Annotated in this window: 26 protein-coding genes; 10 read left to right on the top strand and 16 right to left on the bottom strand. The window is 66.8% G+C overall.

What is annotated here, in order from left to right:
* A partial coding sequence (locus ACK4S9_RS19310) for a GntR family transcriptional regulator (RefSeq protein WP_409728979.1) occupies nt 1–309 on the bottom strand: 309 nt, incomplete at its 3' end.
* 89 nt (nt 310–398) lie between these two features.
* On the opposite strand from ACK4S9_RS19310, the gene ACK4S9_RS19305 reads away from it, so the two are divergent.
* Together ACK4S9_RS19305 and ACK4S9_RS19300 are read left to right on the top strand one after the other, a co-directional pair.
* On the top strand, nt 399–863 hold the full coding sequence (locus tag ACK4S9_RS19305; RefSeq protein ID WP_409728977.1) for an OsmC family protein: 465 nt from the start codon (nt 399–401) through the stop codon (nt 861–863).
* Complete coding sequence (locus ACK4S9_RS19300; protein WP_409728976.1) at nt 863–1387, top strand: FMN-binding negative transcriptional regulator; 525 nt, start codon at nt 863–865, stop codon at nt 1385–1387. The genes ACK4S9_RS19305 and ACK4S9_RS19300 overlap by 1 nt, the downstream gene beginning before the upstream one ends.
* Nucleotides 1388–1452: 65 nt before the next feature.
* Here ACK4S9_RS19300 and ACK4S9_RS19295 read toward each other — a convergent pair whose 3' ends face one another.
* The 3 genes from ACK4S9_RS19295 to ACK4S9_RS19285 all read right to left on the bottom strand — a co-directional run bounded on the left by ACK4S9_RS19295 (nt 1453) and on the right by ACK4S9_RS19285 (nt 3846).
* The gene (locus ACK4S9_RS19295; protein ID WP_409728974.1) at nt 1453–2121 is read right to left on the bottom strand and encodes a DUF4142 domain-containing protein; all 669 of its coding nucleotides are present in this window, start codon (nt 2119–2121) and stop codon (nt 1453–1455) included.
* A 99-nt stretch (nt 2122–2220) separates the two neighbouring features.
* A complete protein-coding gene (locus tag ACK4S9_RS19290; protein WP_409728972.1) occupies nt 2221–3027 on the bottom strand; it encodes a DUF4142 domain-containing protein in 807 nt (268 codons plus the stop codon).
* A gap of 351 nt (nt 3028–3378) precedes the next feature.
* Nucleotides 3379–3846, bottom strand: coding sequence for a GyrI-like domain-containing protein (locus tag ACK4S9_RS19285; RefSeq protein ID WP_409728970.1), 468 nt, complete (start codon nt 3844–3846; stop codon nt 3379–3381).
* 269 nt (nt 3847–4115) lie between these two features.
* Between ACK4S9_RS19285 and ACK4S9_RS19280 the strand changes: the two genes are divergently transcribed.
* Nucleotides 4116–4739, top strand: a complete 624-nt coding sequence (locus tag ACK4S9_RS19280) for a GIN domain-containing protein (protein WP_409728968.1) — start codon at nt 4116–4118, stop codon at nt 4737–4739.
* 5 nt (nt 4740–4744) lie between these two features.
* Here ACK4S9_RS19280 and ACK4S9_RS19275 read toward each other — a convergent pair whose 3' ends face one another.
* Genes ACK4S9_RS19275 through ACK4S9_RS19255 form a run of 5 tightly spaced genes read right to left on the bottom strand, consistent with a single transcriptional unit; the run spans nt 4745 to nt 7924 of the window.
* Entirely contained in the window at nt 4745–5086 is a 342-nt protein-coding gene (locus tag ACK4S9_RS19275; protein WP_409728966.1) for a DUF4326 domain-containing protein, read from the bottom strand.
* A gap of 8 nt (nt 5087–5094) precedes the next feature.
* Nucleotides 5095–5811: an arsenical resistance protein ArsH gene (arsH, locus tag ACK4S9_RS19270; protein ID WP_409728964.1), complete on the bottom strand. Its 717-nt coding sequence runs from the start codon at nt 5809–5811 to the stop codon at nt 5095–5097.
* Nucleotides 5812–5819: 8 nt separating this feature from the next.
* Nucleotides 5820–7100, bottom strand: a complete 1281-nt coding sequence (locus ACK4S9_RS19265) for an arsenic transporter (RefSeq protein WP_409728962.1) — start codon at nt 7098–7100, stop codon at nt 5820–5822.
* Between the two features lie 15 nt (nt 7101–7115).
* Nucleotides 7116–7598 (bottom strand): arsenate reductase ArsC, encoded by a 483-nt coding sequence (locus ACK4S9_RS19260; RefSeq protein WP_409728960.1) that lies wholly within the window; start codon nt 7596–7598, stop codon nt 7116–7118.
* A gap of 8 nt (nt 7599–7606) precedes the next feature.
* Nucleotides 7607–7924 (bottom strand): ArsR/SmtB family transcription factor, encoded by a 318-nt coding sequence (locus tag ACK4S9_RS19255; RefSeq protein ID WP_409728981.1) that lies wholly within the window; start codon nt 7922–7924, stop codon nt 7607–7609.
* 154 nt (nt 7925–8078) lie between these two features.
* Here ACK4S9_RS19255 and ACK4S9_RS19250 point away from each other — a divergent pair, with 154 nt between their 5' ends.
* The 3 genes from ACK4S9_RS19250 to ACK4S9_RS19240 all read left to right on the top strand — a co-directional run bounded on the left by ACK4S9_RS19250 (nt 8079) and on the right by ACK4S9_RS19240 (nt 11008).
* Nucleotides 8079–9392: an NAD(P)-binding protein gene (locus ACK4S9_RS19250; RefSeq protein WP_409728958.1), complete on the top strand. Its 1314-nt coding sequence runs from the start codon at nt 8079–8081 to the stop codon at nt 9390–9392.
* 30 nt (nt 9393–9422) lie between these two features.
* Nucleotides 9423–10625 carry an MFS transporter gene (locus ACK4S9_RS19245; RefSeq protein WP_409728956.1) on the top strand — a complete coding sequence of 401 codons (1203 nt, stop codon included), beginning with the start codon at nt 9423–9425 and terminating at the stop codon, nt 10623–10625.
* A 65-nt stretch (nt 10626–10690) separates the two neighbouring features.
* Nucleotides 10691–11008, top strand: a complete 318-nt coding sequence (locus ACK4S9_RS19240) for an ArsR/SmtB family transcription factor (protein WP_409728955.1) — start codon at nt 10691–10693, stop codon at nt 11006–11008.
* A 16-nt stretch (nt 11009–11024) separates the two neighbouring features.
* Here the strand turns inward: ACK4S9_RS19240 and ACK4S9_RS19235 are convergent, their stop codons facing one another.
* Nucleotides 11025–11429 (bottom strand): OsmC family protein, encoded by a 405-nt coding sequence (locus ACK4S9_RS19235; RefSeq protein ID WP_409728953.1) that lies wholly within the window; start codon nt 11427–11429, stop codon nt 11025–11027.
* 36 nt (nt 11430–11465) lie between these two features.
* The gene (locus ACK4S9_RS19230; protein ID WP_409728951.1) at nt 11466–12677 is read right to left on the bottom strand and encodes an MFS transporter; all 1212 of its coding nucleotides are present in this window, start codon (nt 12675–12677) and stop codon (nt 11466–11468) included.
* Between the two features lie 168 nt (nt 12678–12845).
* Between ACK4S9_RS19230 and ACK4S9_RS19225 the strand changes: the two genes are divergently transcribed.
* Both ACK4S9_RS19225 and ACK4S9_RS19220 read left to right on the top strand, forming a co-directional pair.
* Entirely contained in the window at nt 12846–13547 is a 702-nt protein-coding gene (locus tag ACK4S9_RS19225) for a MarC family protein (protein ID WP_409728949.1), read from the top strand.
* Between the two features lie 6 nt (nt 13548–13553).
* A complete protein-coding gene (locus ACK4S9_RS19220) occupies nt 13554–14612 on the top strand; it encodes a porin (RefSeq protein ID WP_409728948.1) in 1059 nt (352 codons plus the stop codon).
* Nucleotide 14613: 1 nt separating this feature from the next.
* Here ACK4S9_RS19220 and ACK4S9_RS19215 read toward each other — a convergent pair whose 3' ends face one another.
* The 5 genes from ACK4S9_RS19215 to ACK4S9_RS19195 all read right to left on the bottom strand — a co-directional run bounded on the left by ACK4S9_RS19215 (nt 14614) and on the right by ACK4S9_RS19195 (nt 21753).
* Complete coding sequence (locus tag ACK4S9_RS19215; RefSeq protein WP_409728946.1) at nt 14614–15387, bottom strand: enoyl-CoA hydratase; 774 nt, start codon at nt 15385–15387, stop codon at nt 14614–14616.
* Between the two features lie 161 nt (nt 15388–15548).
* Entirely contained in the window at nt 15549–16745 is a 1197-nt protein-coding gene (locus ACK4S9_RS19210) for an acetyl-CoA C-acyltransferase (RefSeq protein WP_409728944.1), read from the bottom strand.
* A 29-nt stretch (nt 16746–16774) separates the two neighbouring features.
* Nucleotides 16775–19171: a 3-hydroxyacyl-CoA dehydrogenase/enoyl-CoA hydratase family protein gene (locus ACK4S9_RS19205; RefSeq protein ID WP_409728942.1), complete on the bottom strand. Its 2397-nt coding sequence runs from the start codon at nt 19169–19171 to the stop codon at nt 16775–16777.
* A gap of 125 nt (nt 19172–19296) precedes the next feature.
* Entirely contained in the window at nt 19297–21087 is a 1791-nt protein-coding gene (locus tag ACK4S9_RS19200) for an acyl-CoA dehydrogenase C-terminal domain-containing protein (RefSeq protein ID WP_409728940.1), read from the bottom strand.
* A gap of 48 nt (nt 21088–21135) precedes the next feature.
* Nucleotides 21136–21753 (bottom strand): TetR/AcrR family transcriptional regulator, encoded by a 618-nt coding sequence (locus tag ACK4S9_RS19195; protein ID WP_409728938.1) that lies wholly within the window; start codon nt 21751–21753, stop codon nt 21136–21138.
* A gap of 353 nt (nt 21754–22106) precedes the next feature.
* On the opposite strand from ACK4S9_RS19195, the gene ACK4S9_RS19190 reads away from it, so the two are divergent.
* Together ACK4S9_RS19190 and ACK4S9_RS19185 are read left to right on the top strand one after the other, a co-directional pair.
* Nucleotides 22107–22529: a MerR family transcriptional regulator gene (locus ACK4S9_RS19190; protein WP_409728937.1), complete on the top strand. Its 423-nt coding sequence runs from the start codon at nt 22107–22109 to the stop codon at nt 22527–22529.
* On the top strand, nt 22526–24733 hold the full coding sequence (locus tag ACK4S9_RS19185) for a VIT domain-containing protein (protein ID WP_409728935.1): 2208 nt from the start codon (nt 22526–22528) through the stop codon (nt 24731–24733). Before ACK4S9_RS19190 ends, ACK4S9_RS19185 begins: the two co-directional genes overlap by 4 nt.
* Nucleotides 24734–24784: the final 51 nt, after the last annotated feature.

Raw genomic sequence — 24784 nt, 5'->3', positions numbered from 1 at the left:
CGCGCCGGGCGCGGCGCCGGCGCGGCCCGGCCCCGGGCGCACGGCCGGCAGGCTGGCGTCCACGAAGCTGCCCTGCCCCACCCCGCCGCGCAGGTAGCCCTCGGCCGTCAACTGCTCGTAGGCGGCCAATACGGTCTGGCGCGACACCTGCAATTGCCGCGCCAGCGTGCGCGTGGCCGGCAGGCGCGTGCCGGGCGCCAGGCGTCCGTGCAGGATGGCGTCCTTCAGCCGCGCATAGAGCTGGCGGAACAGGGGAGTCGTGGTGGCGCGCTCGAGCGGCGCGGCGGCGATCAGGTCGTCGATGTGCATGGCATTGGTACGCCCATCTTCGCGCGGATTGGTACTTTGGGCAAGCCACGTGGCCTCGTAAGATGAGGCTTGGCCGTCACGGAGGACAAATGAAAGCGTTCGAAGCACAAGTCAGCTGGCAGCGCGCCGGCCAGGCTTTCCTGGACGGGCGCTACAGCCGCGCCCATGACTGGCAGTTCGACGGCGGCCTGCGGCTGCGGGCCTCGTCCTCGCCCCTGTCGGTGCCCCTGCCGATGTCGGACCCGGCGGCGCTCGATCCCGAGGAAGCGCTGGTGGCCGCCGCCTCGAGCTGCCACATGCTGTTCTTCCTGTCCCTGGCGAGGGAGCAGGGCTTCACGGTGGACAGCTATCTGGACCGGGCCGTGGGTTATCTCGGCGCCGGCGAAGCGGGCCGCATGGCGATGACGCGCATCGAACTGCGCCCCCTCATCGCGTTTGCCGGCGCGCGCCGGCCATCCGGGCCGGAGCTGGCGGCCCTGCACCATGCGGCCCATGCGCGCTGCTATATCGCGAACTCGCTCAAGACCGAGGTCGTGGTCATGGAGGGCGGCTGATGTACCTGCCGACGCGCCACCGCCAGCAAGACCCGCGGGCCATGCGCTCGCTCATCAGGGAGCATGCCCTGGGCATGCTCGTCACCCGGGATGGCGAGGCGCCGGATGCCGACCACCTGCCCTTCGAGTTCGTCGAAGGCGGCGCGGCAGGCCTGGGCCTGCTGCGCGCCCACGTGGCCCGCGCCAACCCGGTGTGGCGCCGCGCCGGCCAGCAGGTGCTGGCCGTGTTCCGCGGCCCCGCCGCCTACGTGCCGCCGGACCCGCGGGAAAAAGCCGCCAGCGGCGGCAAGGTGGTGCCGACCTGGGACTACCACGTGGTGCACGTGCACGGGCGCCTGCGCGCGATCGAGGACCCGGGATGGCTGCTGGACTTCCTGCACGGGCAGACGCGCCACCATGAAGCCGGCCAGGCGCATCCGTGGTCGGTGGCGGAAGCGCCGCCCGCCTATATCGACGGGATGCTCAAGGCGATCGTCGGGATCGAGATCGACATCGGGCGCATCGACGGGAAATGGAAAGGGTGATCTGGTCCGGTGGACCAGATCACGCAACGCTGATGCGGAATGCCGCGCAGGATCGGTACGGCGAACTACTTCTTGTTCGGGATCGGTTCCTTGCCAGTGATGGTGGTGGTGTCGTTGCCCGGCGTGCCGGCCGTGCCGGTGGCGTTGCGCGCCGTGCGGGCGATGATTTCGTCCGCCGCCATCAGGTGCTGCTCGACGATCGGGCGCATCTTCATGGCCAGGGCCTTGATATCCGCATCCTTGATCTTGTCGATGTCCTCGCGCAGCTTCTCGTGCGTGACGCGGTGGTCGCGCCGGCCCGACTGTTTCACGTAGGTGCGGTCGAAGATGTCGCCGCTCAGCGCCTTGAGCATGGCTTCCTTGGCCTTGTGCTTCACGTTCGACTCTGTCGGCAGTTCGACGCCCTTGGCCTGGGCCATTGCCTGCACTTCGGCCAGGAATTTGGTGTGTTCGTCGACCATGCGCTGGGCATAGGCCTTGACCTCGGGATTGCTGGCCTTCGACAAGGCCAGCTTGCCGGCGTTGATCTCGGCGATATTAGCCTCGGCCATCATTTCGAGGACCTTGCGGTCTGAACGGTCCAGTTTGCTGGCGTTGCCTGCGGGAGCAGCGGCGGCGGCCGGCGCCGTCGCTGGGGTGACCGCCTGGGCCTGGGCCTGGCTTGCGCCGGCGGCGAACAGGGCGCCCGCGATCGACAGCGCCAGTACACGGTGGATACGCAGTGTTTTCTGCATGGGATTCTCCTTGACACTTGCGTGTGGGCCGGCGGGCGCATGCACGGCCGCCGGCGGGTAAAGCGCGGCTGCCCGGCCGGCAGCCCGCGTGCCTGCTGCTTACTTGCCCGAGGTCGTGCCGGACTTGGCCGACGACATCTGCTGGGCGGCCTTCAGGTGCTGCTCGACCGTCGGGATGGTCTTTTCGGCGGCGGCCTTCACGTCGGGATCCTTGGCGCTCTTGCTGATCTTCTGCAGCTTGGCGTGGGTATCCTTGTGGTCTTTCAGGCCGGCCATCTGCATGTACTGCTTGTCGAAGGCATCTCCGCTGAGTTTTTCCAGCTTGGCGGCCATCGCCTTGTGCTTGGCGTCGAGTTCGGTCGGCAGGGTCACGCCCTTGGTCTGGGCCAGGGTCTGCAGTTCGGACAGGACCTTGCCGTGGTCGTCGATCATCTGCTGGGCGAAGGTCTTCACTTCGGCATTCTGGCTCTTGCTCAGTGCCAGCTTGCCGGTTTCGATTTCAGCCATGTTGGCGATGGCCATGTCCGACATCGCCTTCTTGTCGGCGGCGCTCAGCTTGGCCGCGCCGGACGCGGTGGCGCCGGCGGCGCCCGAGGCGCCCGAAGTGGACTGCATCGAATCCGAAGTATGCGACTTGGCGCCCTCGGCGCGGGTGCTGCCCTGGCTGCCGGAGCTGCCCTGGGCGCCGGTCTGCGCGCTGCGGTCTTCCGTGCCCTGGCTGCTGGTGTTGTTGACGGTGCCGTCGGCGGCGGTCTTGCCGGTCAGGTTCGGGTTGCCGGTCGCGCTCTGGTTGCTCATCGACTGGGCGCTCTGGCCAGTGGTCTGGGCCTGCACGCCGGCGGCGCTGAACATGGCGGCCACGACGCCAACTGCGAGCAACTGCTTGAGGGCCTGTTTCTTCTGCATGATGGATCTCCTGATTATGAATGGTGGTTGGGGCTGCCGCGCCGGGCTCGGCCATGCGGCCTCACCTGTCGGTTTGACATCGGGCGATGTCGAGCGTTTCGAGTGTAGCTGTGCGACTTGTGGAACAGCGCGCGGTAGCCTTACTGAAATTTTCACGTCGAGCAGTGGCCGCATCGCCGTGCGCGCGTCGAAACGCGTCAAACGCCTGTCACAATCGGTAGGCAGAATACGCTTGTCCTTGGGAAGGGAAGCTGGCGGCGCAGGCCGCCCTACCGGCGCCGGCGGTCGGGAAATATACCGGCACCAATTTCTTGCCCTGCGAACGTGCCGCGCACGCGCAGGGCAAACCCGTCACAGCAGCGGAATCAGGATGTCGTAGGCGTTGTCCGGACGGTTGCCGTCGTGGAGCGTCGGGGTATAGCGGCGGTCGTAGCGCTCGATGCGCCAGCCTTCCTCGTCCTGCACCATGCCCAGCTGCTCGATGGCGGCATGGCCGGTCAGGTAGGTGGCCTGCACGCGCGTCACCGGCCCGCGGTGCGTCAGCATCGCATAGCGGCGCTCCGGGATGCGGATCCCGATCATGCCCGGCGGCAGCGCATTGAGGTCGTCGACTTCGGCGGCGATGCATTCGATGCGCACGCCCTGCTTGTCTTGCAGGCTCACGCCGTAGCGCAGCCCATTGGTTTCGCCCAGTTCGCTTTCGCGCTCCAGGAAGGTGCTCCAGATGTCCGGCATATCCGCTTCCAGATCTGAGAGCGGACCTGCAAGCGGCAGCCCGGCGAGCTTCATTTCAGGTAGGGTAACAGTGGAGATGTGCATGGTATCGGCTACGCAAGTGGACGAAGAAAATTATAGCCTTAACTCCTCGACAATATTGCCACGGAATCAATCGTGCGCACCTATTTTTCATGATCTGGCAGGACGAATGTGCAACAGCGCACATAGACGTATTGACATCATGCGCGCGCAGTACGTACATTCCAGTTTCGCAACCGTCCAGCCTCGCATTCTTGCAGTTCGTCGCAAACGGCACCCGGCCGCTTCGCGTCTCCCTACAATGGATTCATACCACTTAACCGGAGACCAACATGCAACGCCTGATCCTCGCCGCCGTCCTGTCCCTCGCTTCGGTCACGGCCCATGCTGATGAGCAAGTACGTAGTGTTACCCCGTTCAAGGGCATCGCCGTGCACGGCCCGGTCAGCCTGGTGGTGGAAGCCGGCAAGTCGTTTTCGCTCAAGGTGCAGGGCGACCCGCGCTTCATCGCGCGCGTCACCAGCGAAGTGGTGGACGGCGAACTGCGCCTGGACATGAAGGACAGCACGCGCAACAGCCTGGAAAGCAGCGACCGCGTGGTCGTGACCCTGCCCTCGCTGCAGACCTTCAAGGGTGAAGGCGCCGGCGTGATGCGTCTGAACAATATTCGTGGCGAGCGCCTGGATGTCAATTACCGCGGCGCCGGGCGCCTGGCCATCGACGGCGAAGTGCGCGAACTGCGCCTGCGCGCCCAGGGCGTGGGCGAGGTCGACACCAAGGCCCTGCTGGCGCAGGAAGCCAACGTGAGCTTCGAAGGCATCGGTTCGGTGCACATCCATGCCAGGGACAAGCTCAATGCCAACGTGCGCGGCATGGGCAACCTCACCTACTACGGCAACCCGCGCGTGGTGAACAAGTCGGTGTCGGGCATCGGCAGCGTGGTGGCGGCCAAGTAAGCCGCTCAGCGGTTGGCGATGTCCAACAAGACTTCGGCATGGCAAGGCCCGTCGAGCGGGCACCAGCAGGCCAGGTTCTTGCCGCGCAGCGCCGCGCGCGCCCGCGCGGCCAGCTGTTGTCCCTCCGGACTCTCTTCGATCCAGCGCCGGTAGGCGGCCACCGCTTCGGCCACGCTCGGCATGGCCGTGTATTGCTTGCCACCGCGCGTGCCCACCGGCGTGCCCGGCACGGCATCCGGCATCACCGAGAACGGATTGCCCCAGCGCCCGGGACGCGCCACCGACACCGTGTCGGGCGGCAGCTTCCAGCCCTTCTTCCTGCTCAGTCGTACGCGCTGCGGTGTCATCGCCTTTCCTATAGCTTCGCGATCTGCGCGTCGATGCGACGGACAGCGCGCTCGCTGCGCTCACTATACCGGTCGGTGAGGTAGTCGGTGCGCCCGCGCATCAGCAGGGTGATCTTGAAGAGCTCTTCCATCACGTCCACCACGCGGTCGTAATAGGCCGAAGGACGCATGCGCCCCGCCTCGTCGAACTCTTTATAGGCCATCGGCACCGAGGACTGGTTCGGGATCGTGAACATACGCATCCAGCGCCCCAGCAGCCGCATCGTGTTCACCACGTTGAAGGACTGCGAGCCGCCGCACACCTGCATCACCGCCAGGGTGCGGCCCTGGCTCGGGCGCAACGCCCCCTGCTCCAGCGGAATCCAGTCGATCTGGTTCTTCATCACCGCCGTGATTGCGCCGTGACGCTCGGGGCTGCACCACACCTGCCCTTCCGACCACAGCGACAGCTCACGCAGCTCGACCACTTTCGGATGCGTCTCCGGCACGCTGCCGGCCATCGGCAGCTCCATGGGGTCGAAGATCCTCACCTCGGCGCCGAAGTGCTCGAGGATGCGCGCCGCCTCATGCGTCAGGAAGCGGCTGAAGGAGCGCTCGCGCAGCGAGCCGTACAGCATCAGGATGCGCGGCGGATGGTTCATGTCGCCGACGGGGGCCAGCTTGTCCATGCTCGGCATGTCGAGCTGTTCCGGGTGGATGTTCGGGAGTTCCGGTATGCGTTCCATGATCTTTCTCAGCTAAGTCGGAGGGCCAGCGCGCACAGGGTGACCAGCAGGATCGGCAGCGTCAGTACGACGCCGACCCGGAAATAGTACCCCCACGAGACCTGGATGTTCTTCGCCGCCAGCACGTGCAGCCACAACAGGGTGGCCAGGCTGCCGATCGGCGTGATCTTCGGCCCCAGGTCGGCGCCGATCACGTTGGCGTACACCATGGCTTCGCGCACGGCGCCGGTGGTCGCGGTGGCATCGATCGCCAGCGCCCCCACCAGCACGGTCGGCATGTTGTTCATGATGGAGGACAGAATGGCCGTGATGAAGCCGGTGCCGAGGGCGGCGCCCCACACGCCATACTCGGCGCAGCGCTCCAGCAAGGCCGTGAGGTAGTCGGTCAGGCCGGCATTGCGCAGTCCATAGACCACCAGGTACATCCCCAGCGAGAACACGACCACCTGCCATGGCGCCCCGCGCAGCACTTCGCGGGTCGAGATCCGGTGGCCGCGCGCGGCCACCGCCAGCAGCAGCACGGCGCCCACCGCTGCCACCGCGCTGATCGGGATGCCGGCGGCGTCCAGCCAGAAGAAGCCGGCCAGCAGCATCGCGAGCACCCACCAGCCGGCAACGAAGGTGGCGCGGTCGTGGATGGCCTCCGACGGGCGCCTGAGCTGGGCCAGGTCGTAATCGGCCGGGATGTCCTTGCGGAAGAACCAGACCAGGGCGGCGAGCGTGGCGGCCACCGACACCAGGTTGACCGGCACCATGACCGCGGCATAGCGCGCGAAGCCGATGCCGAAGTAGTCGGCCGAGACGATATTGACGAGGTTCGACACCACCAGCGGCAGGCTGGCGGTATCGGCGATGAAGCCCGCGGCCATCACGAAGGCGAGCGTGGCGCGTGCGGAAAAGCGCAGGGCGACCAGCATCGCGATCACGATCGGCGTCAGGATCAGCGCGGCGCCGTCGTTGGCGAACAGCGCGGCGACGGCCGCGCCCAGCAGCACCAGCAGGATGAACAGGCGCCGGCCATTGCCGGCGCCCCAGCGCGCCACGTGCAGGGCGGCCCACTCGAAAAAACCGGCCTTGTCCAGCAGCAGGCTGATGACGATCACGGCCACGAAGGCCCCGGTGGCGTTCCAGACGATGTTCCAGACCACCGGGATGTCGGACGGCTGGATCACGCCGGCCAGCAGGGCGGCGAGCGCCCCGGCGGACGCGCTCCAGCCGATGCCGAGGCCGCGCGGCTGCCAGATGACGAGGATCAGGGTGGCCAGGAAGATCAGGAAGGCGGGCAGCAAGCTCGGTCCCCCGCGTCAGGCCGGCAGCAGGGCGCCGATGCGGTCCAGCTCCGCCTTGAGGCGGGCGCGGTCCTGCGCGAGCATGTCCAGCGGCAGCGCCAGGAAGGCTTCGATCCGCGCACGCAGGATCGCGTAGGCGCGCTCGAAGGCCGCGCCGATTTCTTCAAGCGTGCCTTCGACGTGGCTGGGATCCTCGACACCCCAGTGGGTGCGCGTTACCTGCCCGAGATAGGCCGGACAGGTCTCGCCGGCCGCGCTGGCGCAGACGGTGACGACGATGTCGGGCGTGAGCGGCAGCGCTTCCCACGACTTGCTGTAATAGCCTTCGGTCGGGATGCCCTTGTCCGCCAGCAGCTGCAGGGCGCGCGCATTCAGGCGCCCGGTGGGCTGGCTGCCCGCGCTCAGCGCTTGCCAGCCGGGTGGCGCGAGGTGGTTGAAGACGGCTTCGGCGATGAGCGAGCGGCAGGAGTTGCCGGTACAGAGGAAGAGGACGTTCATGTGGTCTTTCAGGTGGCGGCGCCGCACACGGGCGTGCAGGGGTTGCCGCCGCAGCAGTTCTCGGTGAGGAAGGCGAGCAGGCCGTTCATGGTGTCGAACTGCGCCGCATAAATGATGAAGCGGCCTTCCTGGCGCGGCGTGATCAGGCCCGCGTGGCTCAGTTCTTTCAGGTGGAAGGACAGCGAGGATGCCGGCATGCCGAGCGCCTCGGCGATCCTGCTGGCCGCCATGCCGGCGGGGCCGGCCTGCACCAGCAGCCGGAACGTGGCCAGCCGCGATTCCTGGGCCAGCGCGGCCAGCGCGGCGATGGCGGCCTTGTTATCCATGCGGGTTTCCTTGATCGTTTCCATGGTTATCGAATTATAGCGAAGTTTGGTAGACCCTTCGAATATTATCGAAATAATTTGACAGCTTCATGACAAAGGGCATATTCTTATTTCGTCGAATGACGAATAACGAATAACGAATAGGAGAGCTGCCATGCACCAGATCGATGCCACCCTTCCCGTCGCCGTGCTCGGCGCCGGCCCCGTCGGACTCGCCGCCGCCGCGCACCTGCGCGCACGCGGCATGACGCCCCTGCTGCTGGAAGCCGGCGACGCCGTCGGCGCCAACCTCGACAGCTATCGCCACGTGCAGCTGTTCTCGCCCTGGCGCTATAACGTCGACAAGGCCGCGCGCCGCCTGCTCGAAGACGCCGGCTGGACCATGCCCGACCCGGATGCCCTGCCGACCGCCGGCGCGCTGCGCGACGCCTACCTGGCGCCGCTGGCCGCCCTGCCCGGCATTGCCGGCGTGCTGCGACTGCGCCACCGCGTGACCGCGATCACCCGCGCCGGCACCGACAAGGTCAAGACCCGCGGACGCACGGAAGCGCCCTTCCTGATCCGCGCCGAGACGCCGGACGGCCCGCGCGAGTTCGCCGCGCGCGCCGTGATCGACGCCACCGGCACCTGGTCGCAGCCCAATCCGCTCGGCGCGAGCGGCATCCCGGCGCTCGGCGAAGCCGCGCTGGCGGCGCGCATCGCCTACGGCATGCCCGACGTGCTGGGCAGCAGGCGCGCCCGCTATGCCGGCCGGCGTGTGCTGGTGGTCGGCGCCGGCCACTCCGCCGCCGGCACCCTGCTGGCGCTGGCCCAACTGGCCGTTGAACATCCCGCCACCCAGCTGGTGTGGGCGACGCGCGGCAGCCAGCTGGCGCGCGTGTTCGGCGGCGGCGCCGCCGACGGCCTGCCGGCGCGCGGACGGCTGGGGCAGCGCTTGCAGGCGCTGCGCGACACCGGGCAACTCGAGATGCGCCAGGACTTCCCCATCGTGCGCCTGGTGCAAACCGAAGGGCGCATCAGCGTGATCGATGCCGTCGGCCACCGCATCGACGGGATTGACGAGATCGTGTGCGCCACCGGCGCCCGGCCCGACCTGTCGCTGACGCGCGAGCTGCGCACGCGCCACGACCCGTGGCTGGAGAGCACCGATGCGCTGGCGCCGTTGATCGATCCCAACGAGCACAGCTGTGGCACCGTGCGCCCGCACGGCCATCGCGAGCTGGCCCATCCGGAGCCCGGCTACTACGCGGTCGGCGCCAAGAGCTACGGCCGCGCGCCGAACTTCCTGCTGGCCACCGGCTACGAGCAGGTGCGCTCGGTGGTGGCGGCCCTGGCGGGAGACATTGCGGCCGCCGACGACGTCCAGCTCGACCTGCCGGAAACCGGCGTCTGCAACACCCGGCGGGCCTACCAGCAGCAAAGCACGGCCTGCTGTACAGTGAAGGCTGCCGACGCCGCCTGTTGCTGAGCGTTCGCCCATCGCTCCAGGAGAAACAGCTTGTCGTCCGCCCGCAAGACCGTCGGCATCCTCGCCTTCACGCAGATCGCATCGTGGGGATCGCTGTACTACGCCTTCGCCGTCCTGGCCCCATCGATCGGCCGCGAGCTCGGCATCTCCGCCGAAACCGCCTTCGCCGCGTTTTCCTGGAGCCTGCTGGTAGCGGGCCTGGCGGCGACGCCGGTCGGCGCGCTGGTCGACCGCCACGGCGGACGCGGGGTCATGGCGGCCGGCTCGCTGGCCAGCGCGCTGGGCCTGGCCTGGCTGTCGCAATGCGCCACGCCGGCTTCCTACTTCGGCGCCTGGACCCTGATCGGGCTGGCGATGGCCCTGACCCTGTACGAGGCGGCCTTCGCCACCATCAACCGCAAGATCGAGCTGGGCGCGCCGCGCGCGATCTCGAACCTGACGCTGTTCGCCGGCTTCGCCAGCACCATCTTCTGGCCGCTGACCCAGTTCGTCGCGGCGCGCATCGGCTGGCGCGACACCTACCTGGCCTACGCGGCGCTGCAGCTGGCCGCCTGCCTGCCGCTGCATCTCTGGCTGGGACGCGACGCCGCGCGCGCGCCCGTGTGCGTGAACGCGCCGCGCGACAGCCACACGCTGGCCGAGGCGATCCGCCACCCGGCGTTCTGGAAGCTGGCGCTGGCCTTCTCGGCCAATGTCTTCATCTTTTCGGCGCTGGCGATCAACCTGATTCCGCTGCTGCGGTCGCTCGGCCACAGCGCGGCCACCGCCGTGCTGCTGGCCGCGCTGGTGGGGCCGATGCAGGTGGCCGGCCGCATCGGCGAACGCACGCTGGCGCGCGACAAGGCGCCGCAGGCGGTGGGGCGCTTCGTGTTCGCCACCCTGCCCTTCGGGCTGCTGGCGCTGGCGCTGCTGGGCACCCGGGCCTGGGCGGTGGCGCTGTTCTGCATGCTGTACGGGATGAGCAACGGCGTGCTGACCATCATCCGCGGCACCCTGCCGCGCGCGCTGTTCGGGCCGCGCAACTACGGCGCGATCACCGGCGCCATGGCAGCGCCCTCGCTGCTGTCGAAGGCGGTGGGTCCGCTGGCCGGGGCGGCGCTGCTCGCCGGCGCATGGGGACCGATGCTGCTGCCGCTGGTGCTGTTCGGCTGCGCGCTGGCCTCGCTCCTGCTCTACCTGTCGGCGGTCAAGCCGGCGGCAGCGCCGGGCGCGGCGGAAACCGCGGGAGCTTGACCGGAACTTGACGAGAATGCGGCGGCTTCCTATCCTCGGCGCTTCACACCAGATCGAAAGCACCCATGACCAGTTCCTGCTGCGGCCCGGCTGCCACCCCAGAGCCCCGCGCCGACATCGACGTCGACGACCTTGCCGCGCTGTGCAAGGCGATCGGCCATCCCGCGCGCTTGCTGCTGCTGCGCCACCTCGTCCAGCACGGCGACTGCTATTTCGGCAGCCTGGCCGACGTGCTGCCGCTCGCCGCCTCCACCATCTCCAAGCACGTCTCGATCCTGAAGGATGCCGGACTGATCGAGGGCTCGTCCGACCTGCAGCGCGTCTGCTACTGCGTGCGGCCGGAGCGGCTGGCCCAGCTGAAGGCGATGATCGGGGCGCTGTAGGGCCCGCGGACTGGCATCACCGGGCCGGCTGCAGCTCGACCGCGCAGCCCGCCCTCAAGGTATTGTGCACCTCGGCGACCGCATCGGTCTGCGCCAGCAGCCGGGCAATATCCGCTTCCGACGCGGGAGAACGCACCGATGCGTGGTAGCGGACATTGGTGGCAGCCAGTCCGACGCCGGCAAAGTCGGCGCTGGCCTCGACCTGCACCGCCTCGAGCGCGATGCCGAGCCGCCGCGCTTCGCGGTACAGGTCGTTGCAATAGCAGGTGGCCAGCGCCAGCATCAGGAACTCGCCGCCGTTCACGCCGGAACCTGGGCCGTCGCTCCTTGCCGGCACCGCCAGCGATTGGCGCCGCCCATCGGTCTCGACGTCGACCCGGTGCGCCGAAGGCGCATTGTCGACCATGGCAGTAATACGCATCTCCCCCTCCATCGCCCATTCGGGGCAAGATGCATGCTAGCGCACTTGTGCGCGCGGCGCCTCCATCCGCGGCAGGAACACGGCCAGGATGCCCAGCAGCGGCAGGACCGAGGCGATCCGGTAGACGGTCTCGATGCCGGTGCTGTCGGCGACCGCGCCCATCACGGCGGCGCCGATGCCGCTGATGCCGAACATCAGGCCGAAGAACAGCCCGGCGATCATGCCCACCTTGTCCGGCACCAGCTCCTGCGCGAACACCACGATGGCCGAGAAGGCCGACGACATCACCAGCCCGATCACGACCGACAGCACGGCGGTCCAGACCAGGTTCGCATAGGGCAGCGCCAGCGCGAAGGGCGCGGCGCCCAGGATCGAGAACCAGATCACGCGCTTGCGGCCGATCCGGTCGCCGATCGGGCCGCCGGCGAAGGTGCCGGCCGCCACCGCCGCGAGGAACAGGAACAGGTACATCTGGGCCGCCTCCACCGATACCTGGAAGCGCTCGATCAGGTAGAAGGTGTAGTAGCTCGACAGGCTGGCCATGTAGATGTACTTCGAGAACACCAGCAGCGCCAGCACGGTCAATGCCCAAATGACGCGCCCGCGCGACAAACCCGGTCCGGCATGGACCGCGATCTTCTTCGTCACGCTGCGCAGGTGACCCGCGTACCAGCGGCTCACCCGCAGCAGCACCGCGACCGCCAGCAGCACCAGCAGCATCAGCCAGGCGATCCGGCCCTGCCCCTGGCCCACGATGATGGCGGCGGCCAGCAGCGGCCCGAAGGCCGAGCCGAGGTTGCCGCCCACCTGGAACAGCGACTGCGCGAAGCCGAAGCGCCCGCCCGAGGCCAGCCGCGCCACGCGCGAGGCTTCCGGGTGGAAGGTCGAGGAACCGATGCCGATCAGGCCGGCCGCCAGCAACAGCATGGGGAAGCTGCCGGCACTGGCCAGCAGGGCGACGCCGCCCAGCGTCACGCACATCCCGGCCGGCAGCAGGAAGGGGATCGGGCGCCGGTCGGTGGTCAGGCCGATCCAGGGCTGCAGGATCGAGGCGGTGCACTGGAAGGTCAGCGTGATCAGGCCGATCTGGGTGAAGCTGAGCGCGAATTCGTCCTTGAGCAGCGGGTAGATGGCGGGCAGGACGGCCTGCACGCAGTCGTTCAGCAGGTGCACGAAAGCGACTGAAAAAAGGATCTGCATCACCGCGGAAGGTGGCGCGGCGGAAGCTTGCGAAGTTGGTGTGGACATGGCGGGCAGCGCGGTGGAAAGCATTGCCAGTGTACTACGCTCGACCGGAACGCGTCGCCGCCCGGCCCGGCAGGCCGCAGCCGGGCGTCAGGATTTTCGCCCCCGCCCTATACTCTCGTTCCAGACCCTCTTGCGATACAGCGCGTGTCTTAACCCGCAAAGATTGTCATGACGATTGAATTATTGCTGGCCGCAGCCAAAGGCTTCCTGTTTGTGCTGGCAACCATGCTGCCGATCCTGAATCCGGCGGCAACGGCACCGATTTTCCTCAGCATGACCGATGGCGCGTCGGCCGCGACCCGCACCCTGCTGGCGCGCCGCATTGCGCGCAACATGTTCTGGCTGATAACGGGCTCGATGCTGATCGGCTCCTATGTGCTCGATTTCTTCGGCATCTCGCTGTCCATCGTCCGCATCGGCGGCGGCCTGCTGCTCGCCTCCGTGGCCTGGCGCCTGTTGGGGGCGACGCCGTCCACGCCCGACAGCCGCGCCGCCCTGGCCGAGGCCTATACCCCCGACCATGCGTACCGCCAGGCCTTTTATCCGCTGACGTTTCCGATCAGCTGCGGTCCGGCCTCGATCTCGGTCGCGATCACCGTGGGCGTTTCCCTGCACGATGTCCAGCCGGTGCTGTCGCTGGCGCGCATGGGCGGAGCCTTGCTGGCACTAGCGCTCATCGGCGTGCTGCTGTATCTCGCCTTCCGCTATGGAGAACACTTCCTGCGCCTGATCGGAGAAGCCGGCACCGCCGTCTTCCTGCGCCTGACCGCCTTCATCCTGCTCTGCCTCGGGGTGCAGATCGTATGGGATGGCGTCAGCGAACTGATGCTCGAGGTCCTGAGCATGCCGACCCGCCTGGTTGCAGCCTAGGAGAATATGATGTTTAACACAGCTTTTGTATCGGGAAGCCTGGCATGTGGACTGGCGGCCTGCCTGTCCGCGACCAATGCCGCTGCCCAGGACACTCCCGCTGTCGACTTCTATGCTTCGCTACGTACCCAGGCCGAGGCGGTCAGCCCGGATCGCGACGAGCGCCTGGACAGTTATATCGGCGTGCGGGACGCCTACTCGCGGGTGGGCGTCAAACTCGACTACCCGCTGAACGCCGCGCTGGCGCTGACAGGGCAACTGGAACTCCCCGTCGATTCGGCGAACCTCAGGATGCGCGATCCCTACGACCAGGGCGATGCCGGGCGTCCCCATGGTGAGCGCATCCGGCTCGCCCATCTCGGATTGCGCGGCAGCTTCGGATCGCTCACCTACGGCCAGCAGTGGATGCCCTACTACAACGCGGTCGCGGCGCCGGTGGACATGTTCAGCACCTATTACAGCGGCTTCGCGACTTATACCGTTTTTCGCGTGGCGCAAACCCTCGCGTATTCGACGCCGGAATTCTCAGGGTTTTCGTTCAGCGCAGGGTACACCGGCAGCAGCGGAAACGCGCGCTCGACCTCGCGCATCGATGCGCCGCGCCGGCAAGTCGCCGCCACCTATACGTTCGGTAATACCCGCCTTGCCGCGGGCGTGGACGACCGGGGCGACGCCGGTTACGGACGCAATCGGATCGTCGGGCTGTCCGCCAGCCACCAGGCCGGCAATCTCTACCTGGCCGCCAAGGTCGAGCGTTTCGACACGGGAAACCGCCAGCGCGGCAGCTTTTCCAGCGATGGCAACCAGGCCCTCAACCTGTTCGGCAGCTATGCGATGGGCAAGACCACGTTCAAGCTGATGCTGGCGCGGGTGGAAAACTATGGCGACAACATCGTCCATCTCGGCGTCGACCACCAGGTCTCGGATGCCCTGAAGGTGTTTGCCGAATACTACCAAGAAGGCTCGACCGCCGTCCTCACCCCGCGCCGCGGGGGCCTGGACGACTTCGATGCCGGCATCAGTGGCGGTCAGGCCGTTGCTGTCGGCATCCGTGTCGACTTCTGAATCAGTCGAACTTCGAGAAGTCCGGCTTGCGCTTCTCGAAGAACGCGGTGAAGGCTTCCTTCGCTTCCGGCGCAACCAGCATGGCGCTGAACTGCTTGTTTTCCACCGCAATGGTCTCGGCAACCAGGGCGGCGCGCGAACGGCGCATCAGGGCCTTGGTGGCGCGGATCGAGGCCGCCGGCAAGGCGACCAGCTTGGCGGCCTGGCCTTGTGCGAACGGCAGCAGTTCGGCGGCCGGCAGCACGCGCGCGACGATGCCCATCTCGAAGGCTTCCTGGGCGCCGAAGGCTTCGCCCAGCATCAGCTTTTCGGCGGCGCGGGTGTAGCCGGCGCTCTGCGTTACCAGGAGCGAGGACGCGAATTCCGGGCACAGGCCGAGCTGGGTGAAGGGCATCGAGAACTTCGCGTTGTCGGCGCAGTAGACCAGGTCGCAATGCATCAGCATGGTGGTGCCGATGCCGACCGCGGCGCCGGCGACGGCCGCGATGACCGGCTTGGTGCAGCCTTCGAGCGCGCGCATGAACTGGAATACCGGGCGGTCTTCGGTCATGGCGCCTGCGCCCACGTTGTTCAGGAAGTCGTCGAGGTCGTTACCGGCAGTGAAAATCTCCGGCTTGCCTGCGATCAGGACGACGCGCACGGCCGCATCCTGTTCGGCGTCGCGCAGGGCGTCGGCCATGGTGGTGTACATCGCTCCGGTGATCGCGTTCTTGCGCGCCAGGCGGTTGAATTCGATGCTCAGCAGGCCGTTGGCCTTGTTGATCAGCATGTCCATGGTGCTGGAGTCTCCCGTATTTTCTGAAGCTGGTTGAACGCGTGGGCGGGGGACCCGCCCACCCTACGATTCGCGGCAATTGCGCATTTGTAGGGTGGGCGGGTCCTCCCGCCCACGCGGTGATACGTGGCGGTCGCGTTACCGCGCCGCCCTTTTTTCGATTAAACGCGTTCGATGATCCCGGCTGCGCCCATGCCGGCGCCGACGCACATCGTCACCATGCCGTACTTCAGGTTGTTGCGGCGCAGTGCGTGCACGACGGTCGCGGCGCGGATGGCGCCGGTGGCGCCCAGCGGGTGGCCCAGGGCGATCGCGCCGCCCATCGGGTTGACCTTCGACATGTCCAGGCCCAGGTCGCGCGCCACGGCCAGCGCCTGTGCGGCGAAGGCTTCGTTCAGCTCGATCCAGTCCAGCTGGTCCTGGGTGATGCCGGCGGCGGCGCAGGCGACCGGAATCGCGGCCTTCGGGCCGATGCCCATGATCTCCGGCGGCACGCCGCGCACGGCGAACGACGAGAACTTGGCCAGCGGGGTCAGGTTGTGCTCGCGCAGGATCTTCTCGCTGACGACGATCAGCGCACCGGCGCCGTCCGACATCTGCGACGAGGTCGCAGCGGTGACGGTGCCCTTGGCAGCGAAGACCGGCTTGAGCTTGGCCATCGATTCCATCGACGCGTCGGCACGCGGACCTTCGTCCAGGTCGACGGTGCGGCGCGAGACCTTGATCTCGCCGGTCTTCAGGTCCGGCGTGCGGGTGACGATTTCGACCGGAGTGATCTCGTCCTTGAAGAAGCCGGCCTGCTGGGCGGCGATGGCGCGGCGGTGCGATTCCAGGCCGAAGGCGTCCTGGTCTTCGCGCGACACCTTCCACTGCTCGGCCACCTTCTCGGCGGTCAGGCCCATGCCGTAGGCCAGGCCCACGTTCTCGTCCCTGAACGTCTCCATATTAATGGAGGGGTGGTGGCCCATCATCGGGACCATCGACATCGATTCGACGCCGCCGGCGATCATCACGTCGGCTTCGCCCACGCGGATGCGGTCGGCCGCCATGGCCAGGGCGGTGATGCCCGAAGCGCAGTAGCGGTTGACGGTCACGCCGCCCACGGTGTTCGGCAGGCCTGCCAGCACCACGGCATTACGCGCCACGTTGAAGCCCTGCTCCGCTTCCGGGAACGAGCAGCCGACGATGGCGTCGACGATCAGGTCCGGGTCCAGGTTCGGCACGGCGGCCATGGCGCCGCGGATGGCGTGCACCAGCAGGTCGTCCGGGCGGGTCTTGTTGAACATGCCGCGTGGCGCCTTGCCGATCGGGGTGCGGGTCGCTGCGACGATGTATGCGTCTTGAAGTTGTTTGCTCATGATTGGTCGTCCTGTTCTTTGTCAGCGACTTAGTTACGCACTGGCTTACCGGTTTGCATCATGCCCATGATGCGTTCCTGGGTTTTCGGGTTGGCCAGCAGCTCGATGAAGGCCTTGCGCTCCATGTCGAGCAGCCACTGCTCGGACACCACGCTGCCCTGGTCAACGTCGCCGCCGGTTACGATCTCGGCGATCATGTCGCCCAGCTTGAAGTCGTAGGCCGAGATGAAGCCGCCGTCACGCATGTTGACCAGCTGGCCGCGGATCGTCGCCCAGCCGTAGCGGCCGGTGACGGTGATCGGGCGGCGCGCCGGGGCGCGGTAGCCGGCGTCGAACATGGCGCGCGCGGTGGTCTTCGCCACGTGCAGCAGTTCATAGGGGTTGAAGACGATGACGTCGTCTTCCTTCAGGTAGCCCATGGCCTTGGCTTCCAGGGCCGATTTCGACACCTGCGCGGTGGCCGCGTTGGTGAAGCCGGTCTTCAGGAATTGCAGGATGTCGTTGCCCTTGGCTTCGGTGAAGGCGCGCACTGCCGCTTCCTTCAGGCCGCCGCCGGCCGGCACCAGGCCGACGCCGACTTCGACCAGGCCGATGTAGGACTCGATCGAGGCCACGCGCTTCGATGCGTGCAGCATCATCTCGCAACCGCCGCCCAGGGCCAGGCCAGCGACAGCGGCCACCACCGGGATGTTCGAGTACTTCATCTGCATGAAGACGTTCTGCAGGTCGCGCACCATCGGCTCCATCGCCTTGGCGCCGCCCATCATGAAGGCCGGCATGGCCGATTGCAGGTCGGCGCCGGCCGAGAACGCGCCGCCTTCGGCCGCATCGGTATTCCAGATCACCAGGCCCTTGTAGCCTTTTTCAGCCTCGGCCATGCCGCGCTGCAGGCCCTTCACCACGCCTTCGCCGATGACGTGCATCTTGGTCTTGAGCGAGATGACCAGCACTTCGTCGTCGGAGTGCCACAGGCGCACCGAGTCGTCCTCGAACACGGTGGTGCCGAAAGTCTTCGGATCGACGGTGGTCGAGCCGACCACCGGTGCGCGGAACTGCTGGCGCTGGTAGACCGGCAGGTCGGATACCGGCACGTAAGCATTTTTAGATGCCGAGTACGAACCTTCGGCGGTGTGCACGCCCTTTTCTGCAACCGGGCCTTCGAACACCCAGGCTGGCAGCGGTGCATTGCACAGCGCCTTGCCGCTATCGATGTCTTCCTTCACCCACTGGGCGATCTGGGTCCAGCCGGCGGCCTGCCAGGTCTCGAACGGGCCGACGCTCCAGCCGAAGCCCCAGCGCATCGCGAAGTCGACGTCGCGGGCGTTGTCGGCGATGGTGTCGAGGTGGAAGGCGATGTAGTGGAAGGCGTCGCGGAAGATCGCCCACAGGAACTGCGCCTGCGGATTGGTCGATTCGCGCATGGCCTTGAACTTCTTGACCGGGTCCTTTTCTTTCAGGATGCGACCGACGATGTCGGCGGCCTTGGCGCCGCTCGGGACGTACTCGCCGGTGGCGAAGTCGAGGCGCTGGATCTCCTTGCCGACCTTCTTGTAGAAGCCGCCGCCGGCCTTCTGGCCCAGCGCGCCCTTCTCGATCAGCTTGGCCAGCACGTCCGGGGTCTTGTACAGACTGAAGAACGGATCGTCCTGCAGGGTGTCCTGCATGGTCTTGATCACGTGGCCCATGGTGTCCAGGCCCACGACGTCGGCGGTGCGGAAGGTGCCCGACTTGGCGCGGCCCAGCTTGGCGCCGGTCAGGTCGTCGACCACGTCCACGCTCAGGCCGAACTTTTCGGCTTCGTGGATAGTGGCCAGCATGCCGAAGATACCGACGCGGTTGGCGATGAAGTTCGGGGTGTCTTTCGCACGCACCACGCCCTTGCCCAGGGTCGAGGTCAGGAAGGTCTCGAGCTGGTCGAGGATTTCCGGACGGGTGGCGGTGGTCGGGATCAGTTCGACCAGATGCATGTAGCGCGGCGGGTTGAAGAAGTGCACGCCGCAGAAGCGCGCCTTCAGTTCGTCGTCGAAGCCTTCGGCCAGCTTGTTGATCGACAGGCCCGAGGTGTTGGACGCGAAGATGGCGTTGGCGCCGATGTGCGGAGCGACCTTCTTGTACAGGTCGTGCTTCCAGTCCATGCGCTCGGCGATGGCTTCGATGATCAGGTCGCAGCCGGCCAGCACCTCGAGGTTGTCCTCGTAGTTGGCCACTTCGATCAGCGATGCGTCGTCCTTGTTGCCCAGCGGGGCCGGCGACAGCTTCTTGAGGTTCTCGATGGCGCGCAGGACGATGCCGTTCTTGTTGCCTTCCTTGGCAGGCAGGTCGAACAGCACGACCGGCACCTTGGCGTTCACGCAGTGCGCAGCGATCTGCGCTCCCATCACGCCGGCGCCCAGCACGGCGACTTTCTTGACGATGAAATTGGACATCTCTTATTCCTTGGTTAGCGTCGTCCCGGCGAAGGCCGGGACCCAGGTTTGCTCGCGCTATCACTGCGCTAAACTTGGATCCCGGCCTGCGCCGGGATGACGGTGGTGTCGTTTGACGTGACGGGTTAGAACAAATCTGCGTCCATGGCCAGCAGGTTCGATGCACCCGAACGTGCCTGGCGGATCAGCATCGCGGTTTCCGGGTACAGGCGGGCGAAGTAGAAGCGCGCGGTGTGCAGCTTGGCTTCGTAGAACTTATCGCCAGAATCCTGCTTGGCCAGCGCGATCTTCGCCATCTGCGCGAAGAAGTAGCTGAACACCAGGTGACCGACAACGCGCAGGTAAGGCACGGCGGCGGCGCCGACTTCGTCCTGGTTCTGGAAGGCCTTCATGCCGATTTCCATGGTCAGCTTGGTCACTTTCTCACCCAGTTCGCCCAGCGGGGTCACGAATTCCGACATCGACTCGTCCAGGCCGTTCTCTTCCACGAAGGCCTTGATCTTCTCGCCAAAGGCGCGCAGCTTGGCGCCGTTGTCCATCAGGATCTTACGGCCCAGCAGGTCCAGCGACTGCACGGTGTTGGTGCCTTCGTAGATCATGTTGATGCGGGCGTCGCGCACGTACTGCTCCATGCCCCACTCGCTGATGTAGCCGTGGCCGCCGTACACCTGCATCGCTTCCGAGGTGGCGATCCAGCCGTTGTCGGTGATGAAGGCCTTGACGATCGGAGTCAGGAGCGCGACTTCGCCGGCGGCTTCCTTGCGCACTTCCTCGTCCGGGTGGTTCAGTTCGCGGTCGATCTGTAGCGCGATGTACGAGGTCAGTGCGCGCGCGCCTTCGGCGAAGGCCTTGGCAGTCAATAACATGCGGCGCACGTCCGGGTGCACGATGATCGGGTCGGCCGGCTTGTCCGGTGCCTTCGGGCCCGACAGGCTACGCATCTGGATGCGTTCCTTGGCGTAGACCAGCGCGTTCTGGTACGCGACTTCGGTCAGGCCCAGCGACTGCATGCCGACGCCCAGGCGGGCGGCGTTCATGAACACGAACATCGCCTGCAGGCCCTTGTGCGGCTGGCCGATCAGGGTGCCGATCGCGCCGTCCAGGTTCATCTGGCAGGTGGCGTTGCCGTGGATGCCCATCTTCTCTTCGATGGCGCCGCAGGCGATGCCGTTGCGCTCGCCCAGCGAGCCGTCGGCGTTGACCTTGAACTTCGGCACCAGGAACAGCGAGATGCCTTTCGAGCCTTCCGGCGCGTCCGGCAGGCGCGCCAGCACCAGGTGGACGATGTTCTCGGCCATGTCGTGTTCGCCGGCCGAGATGAAGATCTTGGAGCCGGTGATGCTGTAGGTGCCGTCGGCCTGCGGTTCGGCCTTGGTGCGCAGCAGGCCCAGGTCGGTGCCGCAGTGCGCTTCGGTCAGGCACATGGTGCCGGTCCATTCGCCCGAGACCAGCTTCGGCAGGAACAGCTTCTTCTGCTCGTCGCTGCCGTGCTCCAGCAGGCACTCGTAGGCGCCGTGTGACAGGCCCGGGTACATGGTCCAGGCCTGGTTGGCCGAGTTCAGCATCTCGTAGAACGAATTGTTCAGCGTAATAGGCAGGCCCTGGCCGCCGTATTCCGGATCGCAGCCGAGAGCCGCCCAGCCACCCGCCACGTACTGTTGATAGGCTTCCTTGAAGCCCTTCGGGGTAGTCACGGTCTTGGTGGCGGCGTCGAAATGGCAGCCTTCACGGTCGCCCGAGTGGTTCAGCGGGAACAGCACTTCCTGCGTGAACTTCGCACCTTCCTCGAGCACCTGGTTGATGATGTCGGCGTCGATTTCCTGGTACGCAGGCAGGTTCTTGAACTCTTCGCTGACATTGAGGAATTCGTGCAGAACGAACTGCATATCCCGGATTGGCGCGACGTACTGACCCATGGTTTTCTCCTGAACGAAGGTAAAAAGTGTGTTGACTGGCCGGCAGTATTAGTGGGCCGGGGTGCCTTGCGGCGGATTCGGGTTACGGTAGTTCTCGATCAAGCGCTCGAAGCCGCGGCGCGCACGCTCGACCGCGCCGGCATTGCGCAGGAAGCGCGCGTCGTGGTGCAAGGCCAGGATCAGCCCATACATTTCATACACCAGCTGCTCGGCATCGGCGCCGGGACGCAGGTGGCCGACCTCGACCGCCTGGCGCGCGGCGCGGCGCAGCGCGCCCTGCCAGTCCTGCACCATCTTGACCAGTTCCTCGCGGATCGGACCGGGGCGATCGTCGTACTCGACGGCGCCGCTGATGTAGATGCAGCCGGACGCGATCTCGACCGACACGCGCGCCAGCCAGCGGTCGAACATCGACTGCAGGCGCGGCAGGCCGCGCGGCTCGCGCACGCTCGGAAAGAACACTTCCTGCTCGAAGCGGTGGTGATAGAGCTTCACTACCTCGAGCTGCAGGTCCTCGCGCGAGCCGAAGTGCGCGAACACGCCGGATTTGCTCATGTTCATCCGGTCGGCCAGCACGCCGATGGTCAGGCCTTCGAGGCCGTCGCGGCTCGACAGCTCGAGCGCCACGTCCAGGATCGCTGCCCGCGTGAGTTCGCCCTTGCGCATGAATTTTGCTGAAGTAGTGATAGTTGCCCCTGAATCGAAAAAATCCGAACGCTCGTACTATTATCTACCAGAGTTGAAATGTCAAACGGGAACTTAGAGGCGAGATTCTATTGATGCAGGACAACGGCAAGCGAGGTGAAGCCGCCTGCTGAGCGTTCCCGGCCAGGCTTGGCAAGGACAATGTTGTCGCAGATGTAAAGGTAGCGCATTTTTGCCGCGCGTGGTGTACGAAAAGCGCATTCGCGCGAGTGCAATCGCAATGCCTGCAATTATTTATTGACACCATTACTGTATTAATCTACTGTCACAACCATCGCGCATCCGGCGGATTGCGCACTCACCTGGAGCATGAGATGGCGCCATTCGCCTCGAAGGAATTCGGCATCGACGAACTGTGCGGCTTGACCGGCCTGCCGAAGCGGACCGTCCGCTATTACATCCAGATCGGGCTGGTCGACCGGCCGGAAGGCGAAACACGCGCCGCCCGCTACACGCAGAAGCATCTCGAACAGCTGCTCGCCATCCGGCGCTGGACCCAGGAGGGGCTGTCGCTCGAGCGCATCCGCGAACTGCTGTCAGGCGCCACGCAGCCCCCACCGGGTCGCCCGGACCGCGCCGGCACGGTCGAGGTCTGGAGCCACCTCATCGTGTCCGAAGGCGTGGAAGTCAGGCTCGATCCGGCACGCGCCGGTCTCTCGCCGGAGCAGTCCCGGCAATTTTTCGCCGCGGTCATGGCGGCATTCCAGCAAATCAAACCAGAGGACCCCACGGCATGAGTGTCATCCGCCTTCCTGAATCGCCCTCCCGCGGCAGTGCCGCTTCTTCGGTCCTGCAATCGGTGCGCGCCGAAGGGAGCGTGCGCGGCCTGCTGTTCGAACTGAGCGTCGAACAGCATTACCTGAATGCCGGCGACGAGAACGTGGAAGCCGTGTATACCTTCCCGGTGCCATTCAATGCCGTCCTGCTGGAGGTGGAATGCGTGCTCGGCGAAAAGACCTTGCGTGGCACGGTCGTCGCCCGCGCGCAGGGCGAGCGGATCTACGAGGGCGCACTGGAAGACGGCGACGCGGCAGTGATGGTGGAACGCGCCGGCGACGGCATGTACACGGTCAGCGTCGGCAACCTGCTGCCGCGCGAGCGAGCCCTGGTCCGCTTCCGCTATGCGCAGTTGCTGTCCTTCGCGCAGGGCCAGGTCAGGCTGGTGGTGCCGGCCGTGATCGCGCCCCGCTACGGCGACCCGCGCGCTGCCGGCCTGCAGCCGCACCAGGTACCCGAGACCGACCTGTGCGTCACGTATCCGTTCTCGCTCAGCGTCGCCTTCCACGGAGAGCTGGCAGGCGCCGAACTGGGCTCGCCTTCGCATGCGGTGGCGGTGCGCAGCAGCGATGGCTGCGTCACCCTGGCCCTGCGTAGCGATGCCTGCCTCGACCGCGACGCCGTATTCGTGGCCGCCGGCCTGGCCGGCACGTCGCTGACGACGCTGGGCCGGGATGGCGACGGCCTGGTGGCGCTGGCCAGCTTCTGCCCATGCGACGACGGCTTGCCTGGCGCCGCCCTGAACCTCAAGATCCTGGTCGACTGCTCCGGCTCGATGAACGGCGACCGCATCGACGCCGCCCGCGGCGCCCTGCATGAAGTGCTGAGCCACCTGGAGCGGGAAGACAACTTCAGCCTCAGCTGTTTCGGGAGCGACGTCACGCACCTGAGCGCCTCGCTGATGGCGGCCACGCCGCGCGCCATCAGGAAGGCCAGCGGCTGGATCGGCGCCATCCAGGCCGACATGGGCGGCACCGAAATGCGCGAAGCGCTGTTGTCGACCTTCGCGCTTGCGCAGCCCTTCGACGCCGACGTCCTGCTCATCACCGACGGCGACATCTGGGAAACGGAAGCGTTGGTGGCCAGCGCGCAAGCTGCGGGCCAGCGGGTCTTCGCGGTCGGCATCGGCAGTGCGCCACAGTCCAGCCTCTTGCACCAATTGACGGGCAAGACCGGCGGCGCCTGCGAATGCATCGCGGCCCCCGCCGAACTGCAGGGCGCGATCCTGCGCACTTTCCGGCGCATGCGCCAGGCCCCGGTGCGCGAAGTGGCGGTGGCGTGGGAAGGCGAACCGGCCTGGCAGAGCGCAAGCGGACGGGTCGTGCTGAGCAGCGAGACGGTACACCATTTTGCCGGCTTTGCGGGCGCCGCCCCCGCCGGCGCGACACTGAGCTGGCAGGAAGACGGCAGCCTCACGCCGCGCGCCGTCCATGTTCCGCTGGACGGCGCGCTGCTCGACGGCGACACGCTGGCCAGAATGGCGGCGGCGGCGCGCATGGACGGCGCCACGGCGCAGCAGCAGCATGCACTGGCCCTGCGATACGGCCTGCTGGGCCCGACGACCAGCCTGGTCCTGGTGCACCGACGCGAAGAAGCGGACAAGCCGGCCGGCATGCCCCGCCTGCGGACGGTAGCCCAGATGGCGCCCGCAGCCCGGGCGGGAACCGGGCGCATGATGTTCGCTTCGGCGAATATGCCGGCCGTGTGGCGCCGCGAGTCCACGTTGCCGATGATGGAGCGACAGGCGGCGTACAACGACGTGCCGGCCTTCCTCCGCGGGCAGCGCCCGGATGCGGACTACCTGTACCGCGACCGCCTGCGCTTGCTGGTCGACGACAGGGCGCCGGCCACACTGGACGAGCTGGCCGACCTGCTGGACGCGCCGCAGTGTATCGATGCGCTGCGCCTCCTGATCGACGAAGGCCATCCGGAAAGCGATGTGGTCCGGGCATTCCTCGCCGCGGTCGCCGACTGTTTCGGCGACGCCGGCCGTGCGCAACGCTGGCTCGGTGCGCTGCGCCGCGCCGGCGGCGGGCTGGCCCGGCAACCGGCACGCTTGCTGGAGCGGCGCGTGGGATCGATTGCCCGCGAGGCCTTCGAAGCGCGGCGTCCGAATGTGGAAGTGTTCGACATCCCGGCCTTCCTGCGCAAGCGGGCCGACTAGGAAACGCTGCCGACTGCAGCTGTAGCCGCCTCCGCCATCAGCCAGTCGCGG

Origin of the sequence: Massilia sp., from assembly GCF_046293535.1 — a bacterium.
Lineage (GTDB): Bacteria > Pseudomonadota > Gammaproteobacteria > Burkholderiales > Burkholderiaceae_D > Telluria.
Note: the sequence above shows the minus strand (reverse complement) of the source record. Positions and strands in the feature narration are given on the sequence as shown.

What these genes read in the sequence shown, in the direction of transcription:
- ACK4S9_RS19305 (WP_409728977.1), top strand. Translation starts at nt 399, where the DNA reads ATGAAAGCGTTCGAAGCACAAGTCAGCTGGCAGCGCGCCGGCCAGGCT.
- ACK4S9_RS19300 (WP_409728976.1), top strand. Translation starts at nt 863, where the DNA reads ATGTACCTGCCGACGCGCCACCGCCAGCAAGACCCGCGGGCCATGCGC.
- ACK4S9_RS19295 (WP_409728974.1), bottom strand. Translation starts at nt 2,121, where the DNA reads ATGCAGAAAACACTGCGTATCCACCGTGTACTGGCGCTGTCGATCGCG.
- ACK4S9_RS19290 (WP_409728972.1), bottom strand. Translation starts at nt 3,027, where the DNA reads ATGCAGAAGAAACAGGCCCTCAAGCAGTTGCTCGCAGTTGGCGTCGTG.
- ACK4S9_RS19285 (WP_409728970.1), bottom strand. Translation starts at nt 3,846, where the DNA reads ATGCACATCTCCACTGTTACCCTACCTGAAATGAAGCTCGCCGGGCTG.
- ACK4S9_RS19280 (WP_409728968.1), top strand. Translation starts at nt 4,116, where the DNA reads ATGCAACGCCTGATCCTCGCCGCCGTCCTGTCCCTCGCTTCGGTCACG.
- ACK4S9_RS19275 (WP_409728966.1), bottom strand. Translation starts at nt 5,086, where the DNA reads ATGACACCGCAGCGCGTACGACTGAGCAGGAAGAAGGGCTGGAAGCTG.
- arsH (WP_409728964.1), bottom strand. Translation starts at nt 5,811, where the DNA reads ATGGAACGCATACCGGAACTCCCGAACATCCACCCGGAACAGCTCGAC.
- ACK4S9_RS19260 (WP_409728960.1), bottom strand. Translation starts at nt 7,598, where the DNA reads ATGAACGTCCTCTTCCTCTGTACCGGCAACTCCTGCCGCTCGCTCATC.
- ACK4S9_RS19255 (WP_409728981.1), bottom strand. Translation starts at nt 7,924, where the DNA reads ATGGATAACAAGGCCGCCATCGCCGCGCTGGCCGCGCTGGCCCAGGAA.
- ACK4S9_RS19250 (WP_409728958.1), top strand. Translation starts at nt 8,079, where the DNA reads ATGCACCAGATCGATGCCACCCTTCCCGTCGCCGTGCTCGGCGCCGGC.
- ACK4S9_RS19240 (WP_409728955.1), top strand. Translation starts at nt 10,691, where the DNA reads ATGACCAGTTCCTGCTGCGGCCCGGCTGCCACCCCAGAGCCCCGCGCC.
- ACK4S9_RS19235 (WP_409728953.1), bottom strand. Translation starts at nt 11,429, where the DNA reads ATGCGTATTACTGCCATGGTCGACAATGCGCCTTCGGCGCACCGGGTC.
- ACK4S9_RS19230 (WP_409728951.1), bottom strand. Translation starts at nt 12,677, where the DNA reads ATGTCCACACCAACTTCGCAAGCTTCCGCCGCGCCACCTTCCGCGGTG.
- ACK4S9_RS19225 (WP_409728949.1), top strand. Translation starts at nt 12,846, where the DNA reads ATGACGATTGAATTATTGCTGGCCGCAGCCAAAGGCTTCCTGTTTGTG.
- ACK4S9_RS19220 (WP_409728948.1), top strand. Translation starts at nt 13,554, where the DNA reads ATGATGTTTAACACAGCTTTTGTATCGGGAAGCCTGGCATGTGGACTG.
- ACK4S9_RS19215 (WP_409728946.1), bottom strand. Translation starts at nt 15,387, where the DNA reads ATGGACATGCTGATCAACAAGGCCAACGGCCTGCTGAGCATCGAATTC.
- ACK4S9_RS19210 (WP_409728944.1), bottom strand. Translation starts at nt 16,745, where the DNA reads ATGAGCAAACAACTTCAAGACGCATACATCGTCGCAGCGACCCGCACC.
- ACK4S9_RS19205 (WP_409728942.1), bottom strand. Translation starts at nt 19,171, where the DNA reads ATGTCCAATTTCATCGTCAAGAAAGTCGCCGTGCTGGGCGCCGGCGTG.
- ACK4S9_RS19200 (WP_409728940.1), bottom strand. Translation starts at nt 21,087, where the DNA reads ATGGGTCAGTACGTCGCGCCAATCCGGGATATGCAGTTCGTTCTGCAC.
- ACK4S9_RS19195 (WP_409728938.1), bottom strand. Translation starts at nt 21,753, where the DNA reads ATGCGCAAGGGCGAACTCACGCGGGCAGCGATCCTGGACGTGGCGCTC.
- ACK4S9_RS19190 (WP_409728937.1), top strand. Translation starts at nt 22,107, where the DNA reads ATGGCGCCATTCGCCTCGAAGGAATTCGGCATCGACGAACTGTGCGGC.
- ACK4S9_RS19185 (WP_409728935.1), top strand. Translation starts at nt 22,526, where the DNA reads ATGAGTGTCATCCGCCTTCCTGAATCGCCCTCCCGCGGCAGTGCCGCT.